Source organism: Rhodococcus sp. NPDC078407 (assembly GCF_044542515.1).
Lineage (GTDB): Bacteria > Actinomycetota > Actinomycetes > Mycobacteriales > Mycobacteriaceae > Rhodococcoides.
Genome location: NZ_JBITUQ010000001.1, coordinates 131,654 through 147,587, shown reverse-complemented (window position 1 = coordinate 147,587; position 15,934 = coordinate 131,654). Strand labels below are relative to the sequence as shown.

The 15,934-nt window shown below is 66.3% G+C and carries 14 protein-coding genes; all 14 read left to right on the top strand.

Translation table 11 applies throughout. The features are described from left to right. The first annotated feature begins 34 nt into the window (after nt 1–34). The 14 genes from ACIGGF_RS00670 (at nt 35) to ACIGGF_RS00605 (ending at nt 15,868) form a co-directional block, all read left to right on the top strand. Nucleotides 35–1,636, top strand: a complete 1,602-nt coding sequence (locus ACIGGF_RS00670) for a UDP-N-acetylmuramoyl-L-alanyl-D-glutamate--2,6-diaminopimelate ligase (RefSeq protein ID WP_397519530.1) — start codon at nt 35–37, stop codon at nt 1,634–1,636. Beyond that, nucleotides 1,633–3,138: a UDP-N-acetylmuramoyl-tripeptide--D-alanyl-D-alanine ligase gene (murF, locus tag ACIGGF_RS00665; protein WP_397519529.1), complete on the top strand. Its 1,506-nt coding sequence runs from the start codon at nt 1,633–1,635 to the stop codon at nt 3,136–3,138. Before ACIGGF_RS00670 ends, murF begins: the two co-directional genes overlap by 4 nt. Continuing rightward, complete coding sequence (gene mraY / locus ACIGGF_RS00660; protein WP_397519528.1) at nt 3,135–4,220, top strand: phospho-N-acetylmuramoyl-pentapeptide-transferase; 1,086 nt, start codon at nt 3,135–3,137, stop codon at nt 4,218–4,220. The genes murF and mraY overlap by 4 nt, the downstream gene beginning before the upstream one ends. Before the next feature lie 3 nt (nt 4,221–4,223). Continuing rightward, nucleotides 4,224–5,696 carry a UDP-N-acetylmuramoyl-L-alanine--D-glutamate ligase gene (gene murD / locus ACIGGF_RS00655; protein ID WP_397519527.1) on the top strand — a complete coding sequence of 491 codons (1,473 nt, stop codon included), beginning with the start codon at nt 4,224–4,226 and terminating at the stop codon, nt 5,694–5,696. Further along, the gene (gene ftsW / locus ACIGGF_RS00650; RefSeq protein WP_397519526.1) at nt 5,693–7,309 is read left to right on the top strand and encodes a putative lipid II flippase FtsW; all 1,617 of its coding nucleotides are present in this window, start codon (nt 5,693–5,695) and stop codon (nt 7,307–7,309) included. The genes murD and ftsW overlap by 4 nt, the downstream gene beginning before the upstream one ends. After that, nucleotides 7,306–8,448, top strand: coding sequence for an undecaprenyldiphospho-muramoylpentapeptide beta-N-acetylglucosaminyltransferase (gene murG, locus ACIGGF_RS00645; RefSeq protein WP_397519525.1), 1,143 nt, complete (start codon nt 7,306–7,308; stop codon nt 8,446–8,448). Before ftsW ends, murG begins: the two co-directional genes overlap by 4 nt. A gap of 63 nt (nt 8,449–8,511) precedes the next feature. Further along, a complete protein-coding gene (gene murC, locus ACIGGF_RS00640; protein ID WP_397519832.1) occupies nt 8,512–10,017 on the top strand; it encodes a UDP-N-acetylmuramate--L-alanine ligase in 1,506 nt (501 codons plus the stop codon). Further along, nucleotides 10,014–10,808: a cell division protein FtsQ/DivIB gene (locus ACIGGF_RS00635; RefSeq protein ID WP_397519524.1), complete on the top strand. Its 795-nt coding sequence runs from the start codon at nt 10,014–10,016 to the stop codon at nt 10,806–10,808. The genes murC and ACIGGF_RS00635 overlap by 4 nt, the downstream gene beginning before the upstream one ends. A gap of 172 nt (nt 10,809–10,980) precedes the next feature. Further along, entirely contained in the window at nt 10,981–12,249 is a 1,269-nt protein-coding gene (gene ftsZ / locus ACIGGF_RS00630; protein ID WP_397519523.1) for a cell division protein FtsZ, read from the top strand. A 23-nt stretch (nt 12,250–12,272) separates the two neighbouring features. Next, nucleotides 12,273–13,022, top strand: coding sequence for a peptidoglycan editing factor PgeF (gene pgeF, locus ACIGGF_RS00625; RefSeq protein WP_397519831.1), 750 nt, complete (start codon nt 12,273–12,275; stop codon nt 13,020–13,022). Continuing rightward, nucleotides 13,019–13,756 (top strand): YggS family pyridoxal phosphate-dependent enzyme, encoded by a 738-nt coding sequence (locus ACIGGF_RS00620; RefSeq protein WP_397519522.1) that lies wholly within the window; start codon nt 13,019–13,021, stop codon nt 13,754–13,756. Before pgeF ends, ACIGGF_RS00620 begins: the two co-directional genes overlap by 4 nt. Nucleotides 13,757–13,839: 83 nt before the next feature. Next, nucleotides 13,840–14,487, top strand: coding sequence for a cell division protein SepF (locus tag ACIGGF_RS00615; protein ID WP_397519521.1), 648 nt, complete (start codon nt 13,840–13,842; stop codon nt 14,485–14,487). An 82-nt stretch (nt 14,488–14,569) separates the two neighbouring features. Beyond that, nucleotides 14,570–14,857, top strand: coding sequence for a YggT family protein (locus ACIGGF_RS00610; protein WP_397519520.1), 288 nt, complete (start codon nt 14,570–14,572; stop codon nt 14,855–14,857). A 159-nt stretch (nt 14,858–15,016) separates the two neighbouring features. Then, the gene (locus ACIGGF_RS00605) at nt 15,017–15,868 is read left to right on the top strand and encodes a DivIVA domain-containing protein (protein ID WP_397519519.1); all 852 of its coding nucleotides are present in this window, start codon (nt 15,017–15,019) and stop codon (nt 15,866–15,868) included. The last annotated feature ends 66 nt before the right edge of the window (nt 15,869–15,934 follow it).

Below are 15,934 nucleotides of genomic sequence, written 5' to 3'. Positions count from 1 at the left end.
TGCGCGGCCTGCAGGAGAGAGGAAGGGAGCAGGAGTGACTGTCTCAGCGGATTCACAACCGGCTCCGGGTTCACGTCCGGCGCATCCACCGCACACCGAGGTGTCCGAGGTGGCGTCCGCTGCCGGAGCGACGATCGGTGCCGGAGACCCGACAGGCGTGCGCGTGACGGGCATCGACCTTCGGGCGCAGTCCATCCTTCCCGGCGATCTCTTCGCAGCATTACCCGGTTCCACTCGCCACGGAGCGGAGTTCGCGGCCGATGCGGTCGGTCGAGGTGCCGTGGCAGTGCTGACCGACGCTGCCGGACTCGACGTGGTCGTGCGCGCCCTCGCCGGCGTCGACCGGCAGGTCCCGGTGCTCGTGCACGACCGGCCGCGTCAGGCGTTGGGGGCGGTGTCCGCGCTGATCTACGGCAATCCGTCGTCGAAGATGACCGTCGTCGGGATCACCGGTACCTCAGGGAAGACGACGACCGCCTATCTGGTGGAGTCGGGTCTGACGGCCGCCGGTCGTCGGTGCGGGTTGATCGGCACCATCGAGACGCGAGTCGCGGGCCGGCATGTGCCCAGCGCACTCACCACACCCGAGGCACCGCAGTTGCACGCGCTGTTCGCGGTGATGGTGGAAGAGGGCGTCGACACGGTTGTGATGGAAGTGTCCTCGCATGCGTTGTCCCTGGGCCGAGTCGACGGGACTCGCTTCGCGGTCGGAGCGTTCACCAACCTCTCCCAGGACCATCTCGATTTCCACGGCTCTCTCGAGGACTACTTCCTGGCCAAGAGCCGGCTGTTCGCGGCCGATTCTGCTGTTCGAGCCGACACCGCGGTCGTCTGTGTCGACGACGCGTGGGGCAGGCGGATGGCAGACATCGCGCACGCGGCCGGTTCGACGGTGGTGACCGCCTCGACCGGTGACGATTCGCAGTGGACGGTGTCGGACTGGGCCCAGCACGACGACGGCACGCAGTCGTTCGTCGTCGGGGATCCGGACGGTGCCGAGTTGCCGGTCTCGGTCCGGCTACCGGGTCGCTACAACGTGGCCAATGCCGTTCTGGCGTTGGCGACTTGCGCGGCAGCCGGTGCGGACGCGCCGATGGCCGTGGCCGGGCTCGCAACCGTGGACGTGCCGGGTCGCGTACAGCGCATCGATCGGGGTCAGAACTTCCTGGCCGTGGTGGACTACGCGCACAAGCCTGCGGCCGTCGAGGCCGTGGTGGCGACGTTGCGCGAGTCTTCCCGCGGCCGCATAGCAGTGGTGCTCGGAGCGGGTGGAGACCGCGACACCGCCAAGCGTCCGCTCATGGGAGCGGCCGGGGCGCGCGGTGCCGATCTACTCGTGGTGACCGACGACAATCCCCGCAGCGAGGATCCGGCCGCCATTCGGCAGGCCGTGGAGGCCGGAGCGCTCTCGGTGCGGGACGATGTTCGTGGTGAAGTCAGAAATGTGGCAGGCCGCGCGGCGGCGATCGAACAGGCTGTGGTGTGGGCGCATGAAGGGGACGTTGTGTTGATAGCAGGTAAAGGACACGAGACCGGCCAGGAGGTCGCAGGGGTGAAGCACCCGTTCGACGACCGAGTGGTACTCGCTTCGGCGATCGATGCGCGGTTGGTCGGCACGAGCGCGGGCGCACGGTGATTCCGCTCTCGATCGGCCGTATCGCCGAAATCGTCGGTGGCACGGTGCACGACGTGTCGGATTCGACGGTAGTGGTGGCCGGACCGGTGGAGTTCGATTCCCGCAAGGTGACCCCCGGCAGTATCTTCCTTGCCCTTCCCGGAGCCAAGGTGGACGGGCACGATCACGCCGCCGACGCGGTCGCCGCTGGCGCGGCGCTGGTGTTGGCCGCCCGGCCGGTGGGCGTACCGGCCGTGGTCGTTCGTCCGATCCTGCACGACAGCCGCGCGATGGCCCTCGAGAACGATCCGGACGGCTCCGGCGCGGCAGTGTTGACCGCACTCGGCGCTCTCGCCCGGGCATCGGTGCAGGCTCTGACCGCCGAGCACGGGTTGACCGTCGTCGGCGTGACGGGCTCCTCGGGAAAGACGTCCACCAAGGATCTGATCTCCGCGGTTCTTGAACCACTCGGTTCGGTGGTGGCCCCGCCCGGATCGTTCAACAACGAACTCGGTCATCCGTGGACGGCTCTACGGGCAGACGCCGACACGCGATTCCTGTGTCTCGAGTTGTCTGCCAGGGGAATCGGCCACATCGCCGAACTCGCCACGCTCGCACCGCCCCGGATCGGCGTGGTGCTCAACGTCGGAACCGCGCACCTGGGCGAGTTCGGCTCGCGTGCGGCCATCGCATTGGCGAAGGGTGAACTGGTCGAAGCGCTGCCGAGTGCCGCCGACGGGGGAGTGGCGATTCTGAACATCGATGATCGCCTCGTCGCCGAGATGGTCACCCGCACAACGGCATCGGTCGTGACAGTGGGACGCAACGCAGATGCCGACGTCAGGGCGGTCGACGTGCAGGTCGATACCGACGCCCGCGCGTCGTTCACGCTCGAATGCTCAGCTGGTTCGGCAGCGATCACCCTGGCGGTGCACGGTGAGCATCAGGTCGGCAATGCCCTCGCCGCAGCGGCCGTCGCGCTCGAGTGCGGGGCGACGCTGACGCAGGTTGCCGAGGCGCTCGGATCTGCCGCGCCCACATCGATCCGCCGGATGGACGTGCGCACTCGCGCCGACGGGGTGACCGTGGTCAACGATTCCTACAACGCAAATCCGGATTCGATGCGCGCCGCCCTCAAGGCACTGGCGTCGATGTCCCGCCGTGACGACGGACCGAAGCGTCGCAGCTGGGCGGTCCTCGGGGAGATGGGCGAACTCGGTGCCGACTCCGTGGTCGAGCACGATGCCATCGGTCGGCTCGCAGTCCGGCTCGACGTCGACCGATTGATCATCGTCGACTCGGGACGGCCCACGCGGGCGCTGCATCAGGGTGCGGTCATGGAAGGTTCGTGGGGCGAGGAGTCGATGCTCGTACCCGACCGTGAATCGGCGATCGAAGTGCTGCGCGACGAGGTGCGTCCCGGCGACATCGTTCTGGTGAAAGCGTCGCAGTCCGGAGCGATGTGGACCGTCGCCGAAGCCGTGCTGGCCGATTCGAGCGCCCGCGCGGAGGGCGAGCAGTGAGGCAGATCCTCTTTGCCGGTGGCATCGCACTCGCCGTCGCGATTCTGCTCACCCCGGTGCTGATCAAGGCCTTCTCGAAACAGGGCTTCGGTCAAGAGATCAGAGTGGAAGGTCCGGCCAGTCACCAGTCCAAGCGGGGTACGCCGACGATGGGCGGCGTGGCGATCCTGGTCGGAATCTGGGCCGGTTACTGGGGCTCTCATCTGATCGGGATCGGGTACGACGCCGACGGCCCGTCGGCGTCGGCTCTGCTCGTTCTCGGACTGACGACCGTGCTCGGGCTCGTCGGTTTTCTCGACGACTTCATCAAGATCCGCAAACAGCGCAACCTCGGTCTGAACGCCACCGGCAAGTACGTCGGCCAGATAACGGCAGCTGTGCTGTTCGCCATCCTGGTTCTGCAGTTCCGCAGCGACAGCGGGCTCACACCCGGCAGTACCCAGCTCTCCTACGTTCGCGACATCGCCACCTGGTCGATGTCGGCGGTCGTGTTCGTCTTCTTCGTCTGCTTGCTGGTGATCGCGTGGTCCAACTCGGTGAATCTCACCGACGGCCTCGACGGCCTCGCCGCAGGGTCGATGACGTTGGTGCTCGGCGCATACACGGTCATCACTTTCTGGCAGTACCGGCAGGCGTGCGCCGGTCCAGCCGGGCCTGCCCCGGGGTGTTACGACGTTCGAGATCCCCTCGACCTGGCTCTGGTCTGTGCTTCCGCCGCGGGCGCGTGCATCGGTTTCCTGTGGTGGAACGCCGCGCCGGCCAAGATCTTCATGGGTGATACCGGATCACTCGCCCTCGGCGGCCTGATCGCAGGTCTGTCGGTGGTCACCAAGACCGAACTGATCATGGTCGTCATCGGTGCGCTGTTCGTCGCCGAGGCTGCATCGGTAGTGATTCAGGTCGCGGTGTTCCGGTCCAGTCGCCGACGCGTGTTCCGCATGGCCCCGTTCCATCATCACTTCGAGTTGGCGGGATGGGCCGAGACGACGGTGATCATCCGGTTCTGGTTGTTGGCCGCCATCGCGTCTGCCGTCGGACTCGCACTGTTCTACAGCGAATATCTCGCTGCAGTCGGCGGATAGAGCATGAACGAATCTCCCCACGACGCTCGGACCGATCTGACCTGGTTGCGCGGCCGTTCGGTGCTGGTGACCGGTGCCCGCGTATCCGGCCTCGCCGTGGTCCGCCCACTGCTCGACCTCGGCGCAGTCGTCACCGTCACCGACTCCGATCGCGGGGCACTCGACGCCGCGTCGAGCATCGGTGCCGCGGTGGTGTTGCAGGACGACCTGCTCACCGATGCCGCTGCCCTGGCACGGTTTTCGCTCGTGGTCACCAGTCCCGGCTTTCGCCCCGACTCTCCGGTGTTGGCAGCTGCCGCCGAACACGGCGTGCCGGTGTGGGGCGATGTCGAGTTGTCCTGGCACGTGGACCGGGCCGAGCTGTACGGTGCCAGAACGCGCTGGCTGGTGGTTACCGGAACCAATGGCAAGACGACGACCACCTCGATGCTGGCGTCGATTCTCGACGCTGCCGGTATCGACTCCGTGGCGTGCGGAAACATCGGACTCCCCATCGCCGACGCGTTGCGTGGTACCCCGCATCCGAGTGTGCTCGCCGTGGAGTTGTCGTCGTTCCAGTTGTTCTGGGCGCCGTCGGTGCGTCCCGCGGGCGGGGTGGTGCTCAACATCGCCGAGGATCACCTCGACTGGCACGGCGGCATGGACGGATACGTCGCCGCCAAAGCCGGAGCACTCTGCGGTGAGGTCGCTGTCGTCGGACTGGACGATGCGCGCGCGGCGAGTCTGGCGTCCGGCTCACCTGCGGCCCACGTCGTCGGTTTCCGGCTGGGCGAACCCGCCTCGGACGAACTGGGAGTGCGGTCGGGCGTTCTCGTGGACAACGCGTTCGGTGAGAACGTCGAACTCCTCGCTGCCCGGGACGTCGAACCGAGCGGGCCGTCCGGCATTCTCGATGCGCTCGCAGCGGCAGCATTGGCTCGTTCGATCGGAGTGCAGGCCGACGCGGTACGTACCGGTCTGCAGGCCTATCGGGTAGGACCTCATCGGGCGGCGGTGGTCCGAGAGCTCTCCGGCGTGACGTTCATCGACGATTCCAAGGCGACGAACCCGCACGCTGCTCGGTCGTCGATCCTGGCGCACGAGCGTGTCGTGTGGATCGCGGGTGGGTTGCTCAAGGGTGCCGTGATCGACGATCTGGTCGCGGAGATCGCCGATCGGCTCGTTGCCGCGGTGGTGCTCGGCCGCGATGGGATGCAGATCGCTGAGGCTTTGGCGCGACACGCGCCCGATGTTCCGGTCGTCAGGCTCCCTTCGGGAGACGATGCTGGTGTGACTCATGGTGCTGAAGATGCTGATGCGGTGATGCGAGCGGTCGTCGCTCACGCGGCCGGACGAGCTGCGCCGGGGGATACCGTCCTGCTGGCCCCCGCGGCCGCATCGCTGGACATGTTCGTCGACTACGGGCACCGGGGTCGGAGCTTCGCCGAATCGGTATCGCGGCTGGATGTCACCGACATCGGATCGTCGCGATCGTGAGCACCGCTGCTCGAACGTCGCGCCCACCCCGTCGCACCTCACCGCCCCGCACTCGGATCGGCCTGTGGTTCGGCCGTCCGTTGGTGTCCTTCCATCTCATCGTCACTATCGCGGTACTGCTCACCGTATTGGGCCTGGTGATGGTGTTGTCGGCGTCGTCGGCCGAGTCCTTCGCGGCCGACGAGTCCGGGTACGCGCTGTTCACGCAGCAGCTGATCGGCGTCGCGCTGGGAGCCGTCGCGTTCTACGTCGCTCTCCGGCTCCCGATTCGATACCTCAGAAAGCTGTCGTTTCCGCTGTTCCTGGTCTCGATCACGATGTTGATGCTCGTGCTGATTCCCGGAATCGGTGCCGAGCGTCAGGGTGCGCGGCGCTGGTTCGATTTCGGCGTCGTCTCCTTCCAGCCATCCGAGCTGGCCAAGGTAGCGCTGGTGCTGTGGGGCGCTCATCTGTTGGCCTCACGTCGCAGTGAACACGGCAACATCAAGTCTCTGCTGGTGCCGTTGCTGCCTGCCGGTCTGCTGATGTGTCTGTTGGTGGTTCTCCAGCCCAACCTCAGTACGGCCATCGCCCTCGGCATCATCCTGGTGGCCCTGCTGTGGTTCGCCGGTCTCAACGCCCGTTTGTTCGGCGCGGTGGTGATGACCGGTCTGGCGCTGGCGACGGTGCTCGCGTTCACTGCCGGCTACCGCTCCAACCGCGTCAAGGCCTGGCTCAATCCGGGTGAAGACACCTCGGGATTGTCCTACCAGTCGACCCAGGCGAAATACTCGCTGGCCGACGGCGGGCTGTTCGGTCGCGGGTTGGGTCAGAGCAGAGCGAAGTGGAGCTATCTTCCCAACGCGCACAACGACTTCATCTTCGCCATCATCGGCGAAGAACTCGGCATGATCGGCTGCTTGGCAGTCATCGGCTTGTTCGGCCTGTTCGTCTACACGGGTCTGCGCATCGCCATGCGGTCGGTCGATCCCTTCCTGCGCCTGTTGACTGCCGGTGCTACGTGCTGGGTATTCGGGCAGGCAATGATCAACATCAGCTATGTCGTCGGATTGCTGCCGGTCACGGGTCTGCAGTTGCCGCTCGTGTCCTACGGCGGCACCTCGACGGCAATCACCCTGCTGATGTTCGGCATCATCGCGAGCGCTGCCCGGCACGAGCCGGAGGCGATCGCCGCGCTGCATGCCGGACAGGAGGGTCGAATCGCCCGCGCCCTCAAACTTCCACTGCCCGCCGTCTTCTCACCCCAACGCGCAGCAATGGCCCGCTCGAAGTCCACGCGGCCCACCCTGGCTGCGCAGGACCGCAAGCGGCTCGAAGCCCGAGGAGGCAAGAACGGTCGGGGAGCGCAGGCAACCGAGCCGGGGCGGACCCGGGTGTCGAGTTCTCGTGCCGACACGAGGTTGCCGAACTCGACCGACCGGCGGGGCGAGCCGGTCCGCGGGCGGGCTCGCCGCGCCGAACCGCAGCGTCGGGAGCCGGCCGCCGGACACCCCGCAGGATCCCGGTCGTCCTACCGGCCCCGTCCGGAACCCCGCGAGTCGTACCGTCAGCGACCGGAACCGCAACCCGGTCGCCCACCCGTCCGCTCGGGTGAGCGAGGATATCGACGGTGAAGCAGACATCCCGACCGATCTCCGTCGTTGTCGCTGGGGGTGGGACGGCCGGGCACATCGAGCCCGCACTGGCCGTCGCCGACGCTCTTCGCGTCCTCGACCCCACCGTCACGGTCACTGCCCTCGGCAGTAGCCGTGGCCTCGAGACGACGCTCGTTCCGGCCCGTGGTTACGCCCTCGAGCTCATCCCACCCGTTCCACTGCCGCGCAAGCCCACCGTCGATCTGCTGAAACTCCCCGTCCGCGTCGTGCGGTCGGTGCGTCGAACACGCGAGGTGTTCGCGGCCGTCGAGGCCGATGTGCTCGTCGGATTCGGCGGCTACGTCGCGTTGCCCGCGTACCTTGCCGCGCGCGGCCGGCTGCTCGGTCGCGGTGGCCGAATTCCGGTGGTCGTCCACGAGGCGAATGCCAGCGCAGGCATAGCCAACAAGGTCGGGGCACGGTCGGCTCAGCGTGTGCTCGCGGCTGTCGCGGGATCGGGCATCGCCGCACGCGGGTCGGCCGACGCAGAGGTGATCGGAATCCCCGTGCGGCCCACCATCACCGGGCTCGACCGGGCGGCGATGCGCGCACAGGCCAGGGAGCACTTCGGGCTACCCGAGCACGGACCGGTGCTGTTGGTGTTCGGCGGCTCCCAGGGCGCACGGTCACTCAACGATGCAGTATCCGGTGCGTCGTCCGCCCTTGCCGAGGCCGGTATCTCGGTTCTGCACGCGCACGGACCCAAGAATTCGCTCGACATCGAGCAGTACAACCCGAACGCGCCGTACGTGGCGCGTGCATACATCGACCGGATGGATCTGGCGTATGCGGCGGCGGACCTGGCTATCTGTCGGTCGGGTGCCATGACGGTGGCCGAGGTGTCTGCGACCGGCCTGCCCGCTGTCTACGTTCCGCTGCCGCACGGGAACGGCGAACAAGAACTCAACGCCCGTCCGGTGGTCGATGCCGGAGGTGGCATCCTGGTGGCCGATGCGTCGGTGACAGAGCGGTACGTGCGCGAGTCGGTGGTGGCGCTGCTGGCCGACACCGAACGAATCGCCACGATGTCTCGTGCCGCCGCCGGTGCCGGGCACAAGGACGCAGCGACTGCCGTCGCGCAGATCGTGCTCGATACCGCGCACGCGGCGCGGGGCTGAGCTGGGCGTCGTCGTGAATGCGAACAGAACGAGGGAGACGTCCGCGTGACAACAGAGGGTGCAATGTCGGATCTACCGACCGAGCTCGAACGAGTACACATGGTGGGCATCGGTGGTGCGGGAATGTCCGGTATCGCGCGGATCCTGCTGGCTCGTGGGGGACAGGTGTCGGGTTCCGACGCCAAGGAATCCCGTGGCGTGCTCGCGTTGCGCGCCCGCGGTGCCCAGGTGCGTATCGGTCACGACGCCAGTGCTCTCGACATGATCGACGGCGGTCCTACCGTCGTGGTGACGACCCACGCCGCGATTCCCAAGACCAACCCGGAACTTGTCGAGGCTCGTGAACGCGGAATTCCGGTGGTGCTGCGGCCGGCCGTCCTGTCCTCCCTCATGCAGGGATACCGCACCGTGTTGGTGTCGGGCACCCATGGCAAGACGTCCACCACCTCGATGCTCGTGGTGGCGCTCCAGCACTGCGGGTTCGATCCGTCGTTCGCCGTCGGGGGCGAGCTCAACGAGGCCGGGACCAATGCACATCACGGCAGCGGTGAGGTGTTCGTGGCCGAGGCGGACGAGAGCGACGGTTCGCTCCTGCAGTACACCGCAGACGTCATCATCGTGACCAACATCGAGGCCGACCACCTGGACCACTTCGGCACCACCGAGGCCTACGTGCAGGTATTCGACGACTTCGCTGCCGTGCTTCGCCCGGGCGGCGTGCTCGTTGCGTGCATGGACGATCCCGGTTCGGCTGCCCTGGCGCGTCGCGTGGTGGAGAAGCAGGTGCCCGGCGTGACGGTGCTCGGCTACGGGTCGTCCGACGTCGACGCCGGGCCGGTGGAGATGGCCGTGCGACTGTTGGCGTGGGAGCCCGAAGACATCGGCGGCGTCGCTCAGTTGCAGATTGCCGGTGAGGACGCGGCTCGCACGGTTCGGCTGGGAGTCCCCGGTCGGCACACCGCACTCAACGCGCTCGCCGCCTTCGTCGCCGCGCGTCAGGTGGGTGCCGGCACCGAGGAACTGCTGGCGGGGCTCACCGGCTTCGGCGGGGTCCATCGACGCTTTCAGTTCACCGGCCGAGAGCATGGTGTCCGGGTGTTCGACGACTACGCGCATCATCCCACCGAGGTGCGGGCGGTGTTGACCGCAGCGCAGGCGCTCGTGGCCGGTCAGGACCGCGGCGGTGCGGCGCGGGGACGGGTGGTCGTGGTGTTTCAGCCGCACCTGTACTCGCGGACCGCGACGTTCGCAACGGAGTTCGGTGCCGCGTTGTCTCTGGCCGACGAGATCGTGGTGCTCGACGTGTACGGCGCGCGCGAGGAGCCGCTACCCGGTGTGACGGGCGCACTGGTTGCCGCCGCGGTGAGCAAACCGGTGAACTACCAACCGGATCTGTCGTTGGTGGCCAAGCAGGTCGCCCATCTGAGCATGCCCGGCGATGTGGTCATCACCATGGGTGCCGGCGACGTGACGATGCTCGGCGGCCCAATTCTGGACGCACTTCGCTCGAAAACCGATTTCGGTGCTGCACCCGGCCGCGGCGTACCGAAGGATCGGCCGGCGACGTGACCCGCCGTGCCGATCGAGCTCGTACTGCGAGGTCGGGAACAGCCGCAGGGCAAGATGATTCACCGTCGGTGCCGGGTGACAAGCAGGCTCGCGCACTGGCGCGGGAAGAAGAGCGCGCCCGGGTGAGGCGGTCTCGCCGCACAGCGCTGCTGATCGCGCTTGCCGTCGTCGTTGTGGTGGTGGGATCGGCTGCGACGGTGTACTTCACACCGCTGCTGTCGGTTCGGAACATCGCGGTCGCGGGAGAGTCCTCGGTGTCCGAGCAGGACATCCTCGATCGACTCGACGTCCCCACCGGTCTTCCGCTGGTTCGGGTGGACACCGCGGCGGCGGCGCAGCGGGTTGCGGCGATTCCGGCGCTGGCGACCGTACGCGTGCAACGCAAGTATCCATCGACCGTGCAGGTGACGGTGGAGGAGCGAACGCCGGTGGCGTTCTTCGACTCTCCGGACGGTACCCATCTGCTGGACTCCAGCGGAGTGGATTTTGCCATTGCACCGCCACCGCCCGGTGTGGTGCGGTTGGTGACCGACAACCCGGTGTACGGCGATCCGGTGACGAAAGATGCACTGGCCGTTCTCGATACGCTCCCGCCGCTGTTGCGCGATCAGGTCGGGGAGCTGCGAGCGAGCACGTTGTCCGACATCTCGATTCAGCTGCTCGACGGACGCACCGTGGTGTGGGGAGACAAGGAAGACTCCGAACGCAAGGCCGCGGTAGCCATTGCACTGCTCTCACAGCCCGGGCAGATTTTCGACGTGTCGAGTCCGGATCTACCCACCACGAAGTAGTTTCGGCGCGAGGGATGCATATTTCCGGCGCGGTGTCGGCGCGCCTAATGGCGATACCCGTCGGGGATGAATAGCGTTCCGAGCAGTTCAGTACTTGACATAACTCTAAGCCTGTGGTTTAGGTTGAGGGTTTTCCACATTTCACGCAACACTCCACGGAAGGCGAGAGCCCATGACGCCCCCGCACAACTACCTCGCCGTAATCAAGGTCGTCGGCATCGGCGGCGGCGGCGTGAACGCGGTCAACCGCATGATCGAACAGGGACTCAAGGGAGTCGAGTTCATCGCGGTCAACACCGACGCTCAGGCCTTGTTGATGAGTGACGCCGACGTCAAGCTCGACGTGGGACGCGAATTGACCCGCGGCCTCGGTGCCGGTGCCGATCCCGAGGTGGGTCGCCGCGCAGCCGACGATCACAAGGACGAGATCGAAGAGGTGCTCAAGGGTGCCGACATGGTCTTCGTCACCGCAGGTGAGGGCGGCGGCACCGGTACCGGCGGCGCTCCCGTCGTGGCCAACATCGCGCGCAAGCTCGGTGCCCTCACCGTCGGTGTCGTGACCCGCCCGTTCTCCTTCGAGGGCAAGCGTCGCGGTGGGCAGGCCGATACCGGCATCCAGCAGCTGCGCGAGTCCTGCGACACGCTCATCGTGATTCCCAACGACCGCCTGCTCCAGCTCGGCGATGCAGCAGTGAGCCTCATGGACGCCTTCCGCAGTGCCGACGAGGTCTTGCTCAACGGCGTTCAGGGCATCACCGATCTGATCACCACCCCGGGCCTGATCAACGTCGACTTCGCCGACGTCAAGGGTGTCATGTCCGGCGCAGGCAGTGCACTGATGGGCATCGGATCCTCTCGCGGCGAGGGCCGCGCGATCAAGGCCGCCGAATCGGCGATCAATTCGCCGTTGCTCGAAGCCTCGATGGAAGGCGCACGCGGAGTACTCCTGTCGATTGCCGGTGGCTCGGACCTCGGTCTGTTCGAGATCAACGAGGCCGCGTCGCTGGTGCAGGAGGCAGCACATATCGACGCCAACATCATCTTCGGCACGGTCATCGACGACTCGCTCGGTGACGAGGTTCGGGTGACCGTCATCGCTGCCGGCTTCGACGGTGGCACACCCACCCGTCGCCCGGTCGAGGCAACGTCGTCCACCCGCGGCCCGATCGGGTCCGCCCGCTCGGGAGAGGTGTCCTCGCGGTCCAACGAGAGTTCCGACGGTGCCGTGTTCCGCGATCCGATCGGTGCACCGAGTGGCAGCAGCCTGCCGCCGCTGAACTCGTCGAGCTCGTCCAACCGCGAGTCGTCCAGCCGCGAATCCGGCCACGGTCGCGATTCGGGTGGGCAGGGTCGTGAGTCCGTCGGGTCCGGCCGTCGAGTGCCGGTCGCCGAGGACGAGGGCGAAGACGAGGTCGATGTGCCGTCCTTCATGCGGCGGTGAGTGGCTACACAGCTGCCGACCCGATTCGGGTCAGGCGCGTGTCGACGACACGCGCCGGCGGCGTGTCGGCTCCGCCGTTCGACACCTTCAATCTCGGTGATCACGTAGGGGACGACCCGGCTGCCGTGCAGGCCAATCGGCGACGCCTCGGTGATCGGTTGGGCATGGGCATCGAGCGCATGGTGTTCATGGAACAGGTCCACGGCCGGACCGTGACGGTGGTCGAGGGCCCGGTTTCCGAACCCGTTCCGATGACCGATGCGCTGGTGACGACGCAACGTGATCTCGCGTTGGTGGTGTTGACGGCAGATTGCGTCCCGGTTCTGTTGTCCGACGACGAGGCGGGCGTGATTGCCGCCGTGCACGCGGGCCGCGTCGGAGCTCGCATCGGCATAGTTCCGCGGGTCTTGTCCGCGATGGTCGAGTTGGGTGCCGCTCCCGAGCGGATCGGTGCCTTTCTGGGTCCCGCGGCGAGCGGGCGCCAATACGAGGTGCCCGCGAACATGCGAGCCGATGTGGACAAACATCTTCCCGGAAGTGCGACCACGACGGTTCGGCACACTCCCGGCCTGGACATTCCCGCAGGAATCCGTGCGCAGTTGCTCGCTGCGGGTGTGCGCGGAGTCGCCCAGGACCCTCGGTGCACCATCGAGGATCGAACGCTGTTCAGTCACCGTCGAGAAGGGTCCACCGGCCGGATCGCCAGTGTCGTGTGGATGGATTCCCAGGCCGGCGACGGGGAATCGCAGCTCGATGTGGAGGTGAAGTCGTGACTGGGTCCACCGACCGCGGCCAAGAGATTGCTGCATCGCTGGCGTCGGTCCGTGAGCGGCTGGAGAGCGCGTGCGCCGCGGCTGATCGAGCCGTCGACGACGTGACCCTGTTGCCGGTGACGAAGTTCTTCCCGGCGTCGGACATTCGGATCCTGTATGGGCTGGGCTGCCGCGAATTCGGTGAGTCCAGGGAGCAGGACGCGTCGCCCAAGGTGAACGACACCGCCGACGAGTTCAGTGTTGACCCTCCGCGTTGGCACATGATCGGCCATCTGCAGCGGAACAAGGCGAAGTCGATCGCTGCGTGGGCACACTCCATCCACTCCGTGGACAGCGCCCGCTTGATCACTGCGCTGTCGAAGGCAACGACCGCGGCACTCGACGACGGGACGCGGTCCGTGCCGCTCGACGTCCTGCTGCAGGTCAGTCTCGACGGCGATGTGCACCGCGGAGGCATCGACCGCGACGAACTCCTCGCTCTCGCCGAGGCCGCGTCGAATGCCGCCGGTTTACGTCTGGCCGGGTTGATGGCCGTGCCGCCCCTGGGCGCCGAACCGGACGCCGCATTCGCCGATCTCGAGAACCTTCACCATCGGCTGTTGGCCGATCATCCCGAGGCGGTCGAGTTGTCCGCGGGTATGACCGGCGACCTGGAAGCTGCTGTGCGCCACGGATCGACGTGCGTGCGTGTCGGTACCGCAATACTCGGGGCGCGGCCGATAACCTCGCAATAACAGTCCACGGATCACATCAGTCACAACAGACACTTGCGAACCTGGGGATCGACGGTAGACACACCTCCACGGAAGGCAGAACGATGAGCACCCTGCACAAGTTCAAGGCGTACTTCGGCATGGTTCCGCTCGCCGACTACGAGGACGACTACCTCGACGATCCGGACGTGCGACGTAGTTCTCGCGGCGGGCGTGACAGCTACGACGACATCGACGAGCGCGAGTTCGTGAAGCCGTCGTTCGGTGGATCCCGGCATGCGCAACTCGACGACGATTACGACGACTACGAAGCACCCCGGCCGGCAGCCACCCTTGCACCGATCGGTGGACGAGGACGTCCGTCGACACCGTCGAGCCGAGGCACTGTTACGCGAGGAGCGTTGGCCATGGACACCCGTATGGACGTGCGTGCCGAAAGCCGGCGCAGTCCCATCGTCGACGACGGTGGCCCGCTGTCGAAGATCACCACCTTGCGTCCCCGTGACTACAGCGAGGCCCGCACCATCGGCGAGCGCTTCCGGGACGGCACCCCGGTGATCATGGACCTGGTGGAGATGAGCAACGCGGACGCCAAGCGTCTGGTCGATTTCGCCGCCGGTCTGGCTTTCGCGCTCCGCGGATCTTTCGACAAGGTCGCGACGAAGGTCTTCCTGCTCTCGCCCGCCGATGTCGACGTCTCGCCGCAGGAGCGCAGGCGTATCGCCGAGACCGGCTTCTACAGCCAGCAGTGAGAGTTTCTCTGTTTCGAGCTGGGTTTCGAGGCTGTGACCAGCGCGCTTTGCTCAGGGCCGCGAAGTCAGGCAGAGTATAACCGTGATCGTGTTCACGGTGATCAACATCGTATTGTTTCTTTTTTGGCTCCTTCTCATCGGTCGAATCATCGTCGAGTTCATCAGGACTTTCGCGAGAGATTGGCAACCGACCGGGGTTGTCGTCATCCTGCTCGAGGCGATCTTCACGGTCACCGACCCGCCTGTGAAGTTCCTTCGTAGGATTATTCCGCCGCTCAACCTGGGTGGAGTGCGACTGGACCTGTCCATCATGGTCCTGCTGTTCGTCGTCTTCATCGCATGGAATCTGACCAGCGGTCTCGCGGCCTGAGGCCGAAGATGGAATGTTAGAACGCGGGACCCGCGCAAGTCGCGTGTCCTGTGTGACAGAATGGACGCCAGTTACAGTTTGATTGTTCTGCACTCGCGCGGAATGGCATATAACTGAATGCTTGCTCTACCGCCCCAAGACGCGTGAAGGGATCCTTCCATGCCGCTGACTCCAGCTGATGTGCACAACGTAGCGTTCAGCAAGCCGCCTATCGGTAAGCGTGGTTACAACGAAGACGAAGTCGATGCTTTCCTCGACCTCGTCGAGCAAGAGCTGTCGCGACTGATCGAAGAGAACGCCGATCTCCGCCAGCGAGTCGGTGAACTCGACCAGGAGCTCTCCGACGCCAAGAGCTCGGCACGGCAGAACCCGCAGCCGACGCAGGCGCCGGCACCCAAGGCCGAGCCCCAGCGCCCGGTGGATCCCCCGAAGCCGGCACCTGTGGTCCAGCAGCCGGCACCGGTTGCGCCCGTGGCCGCGGCCCCTCAGCAGGGTGGCGACTCCAACATGCAGGCCGCAAAGATCCTCGGCCTCGCTCAGGAGATGGCAGATCGCCTCACCGGTGACGCGAAGTCCGAGTCCGAACAGCTGCTCGGAAATGCGCGCACCAACGCCGAGCGTCTGGTGTCCGATGCCCGCACGCGTTCCGAGTCGATGATGTCCGAGGCGCGGCAGAAGTCCGAATCGCTGCTCTCCGACGCGCAGACTCGCTCAGAAACCCAGCTTCGTCAGGCCAAGGAGAAGGCCGACGCGCTGCAGGCGGATGCCGAGCGCAAGCACACCGAGATCATGGCAACCATCAACCAGCAGCGCTCTGTTCTCGAAGGCCGTATCGAGCAGCTCAAGACGTTCGAGCGCGAATACCGGGTGCGGCTCAAGTCGTACCTCGAATCGCAGCTCGAGGAGCTCGAGAACCGCTCTTCGGCTCTGCCGGTCGACAACGGCCAGGACAACTTCAATCAGGACAACCAGTCGTCGGGGTACAGCCAGTCGTACGCCAAGGGCAACTGACGCAGGATTGCGTCCGCCGGCGCTGCCCATGACGGCAGCGTCGGACCCGGTTGTCGTGGCAAGTGG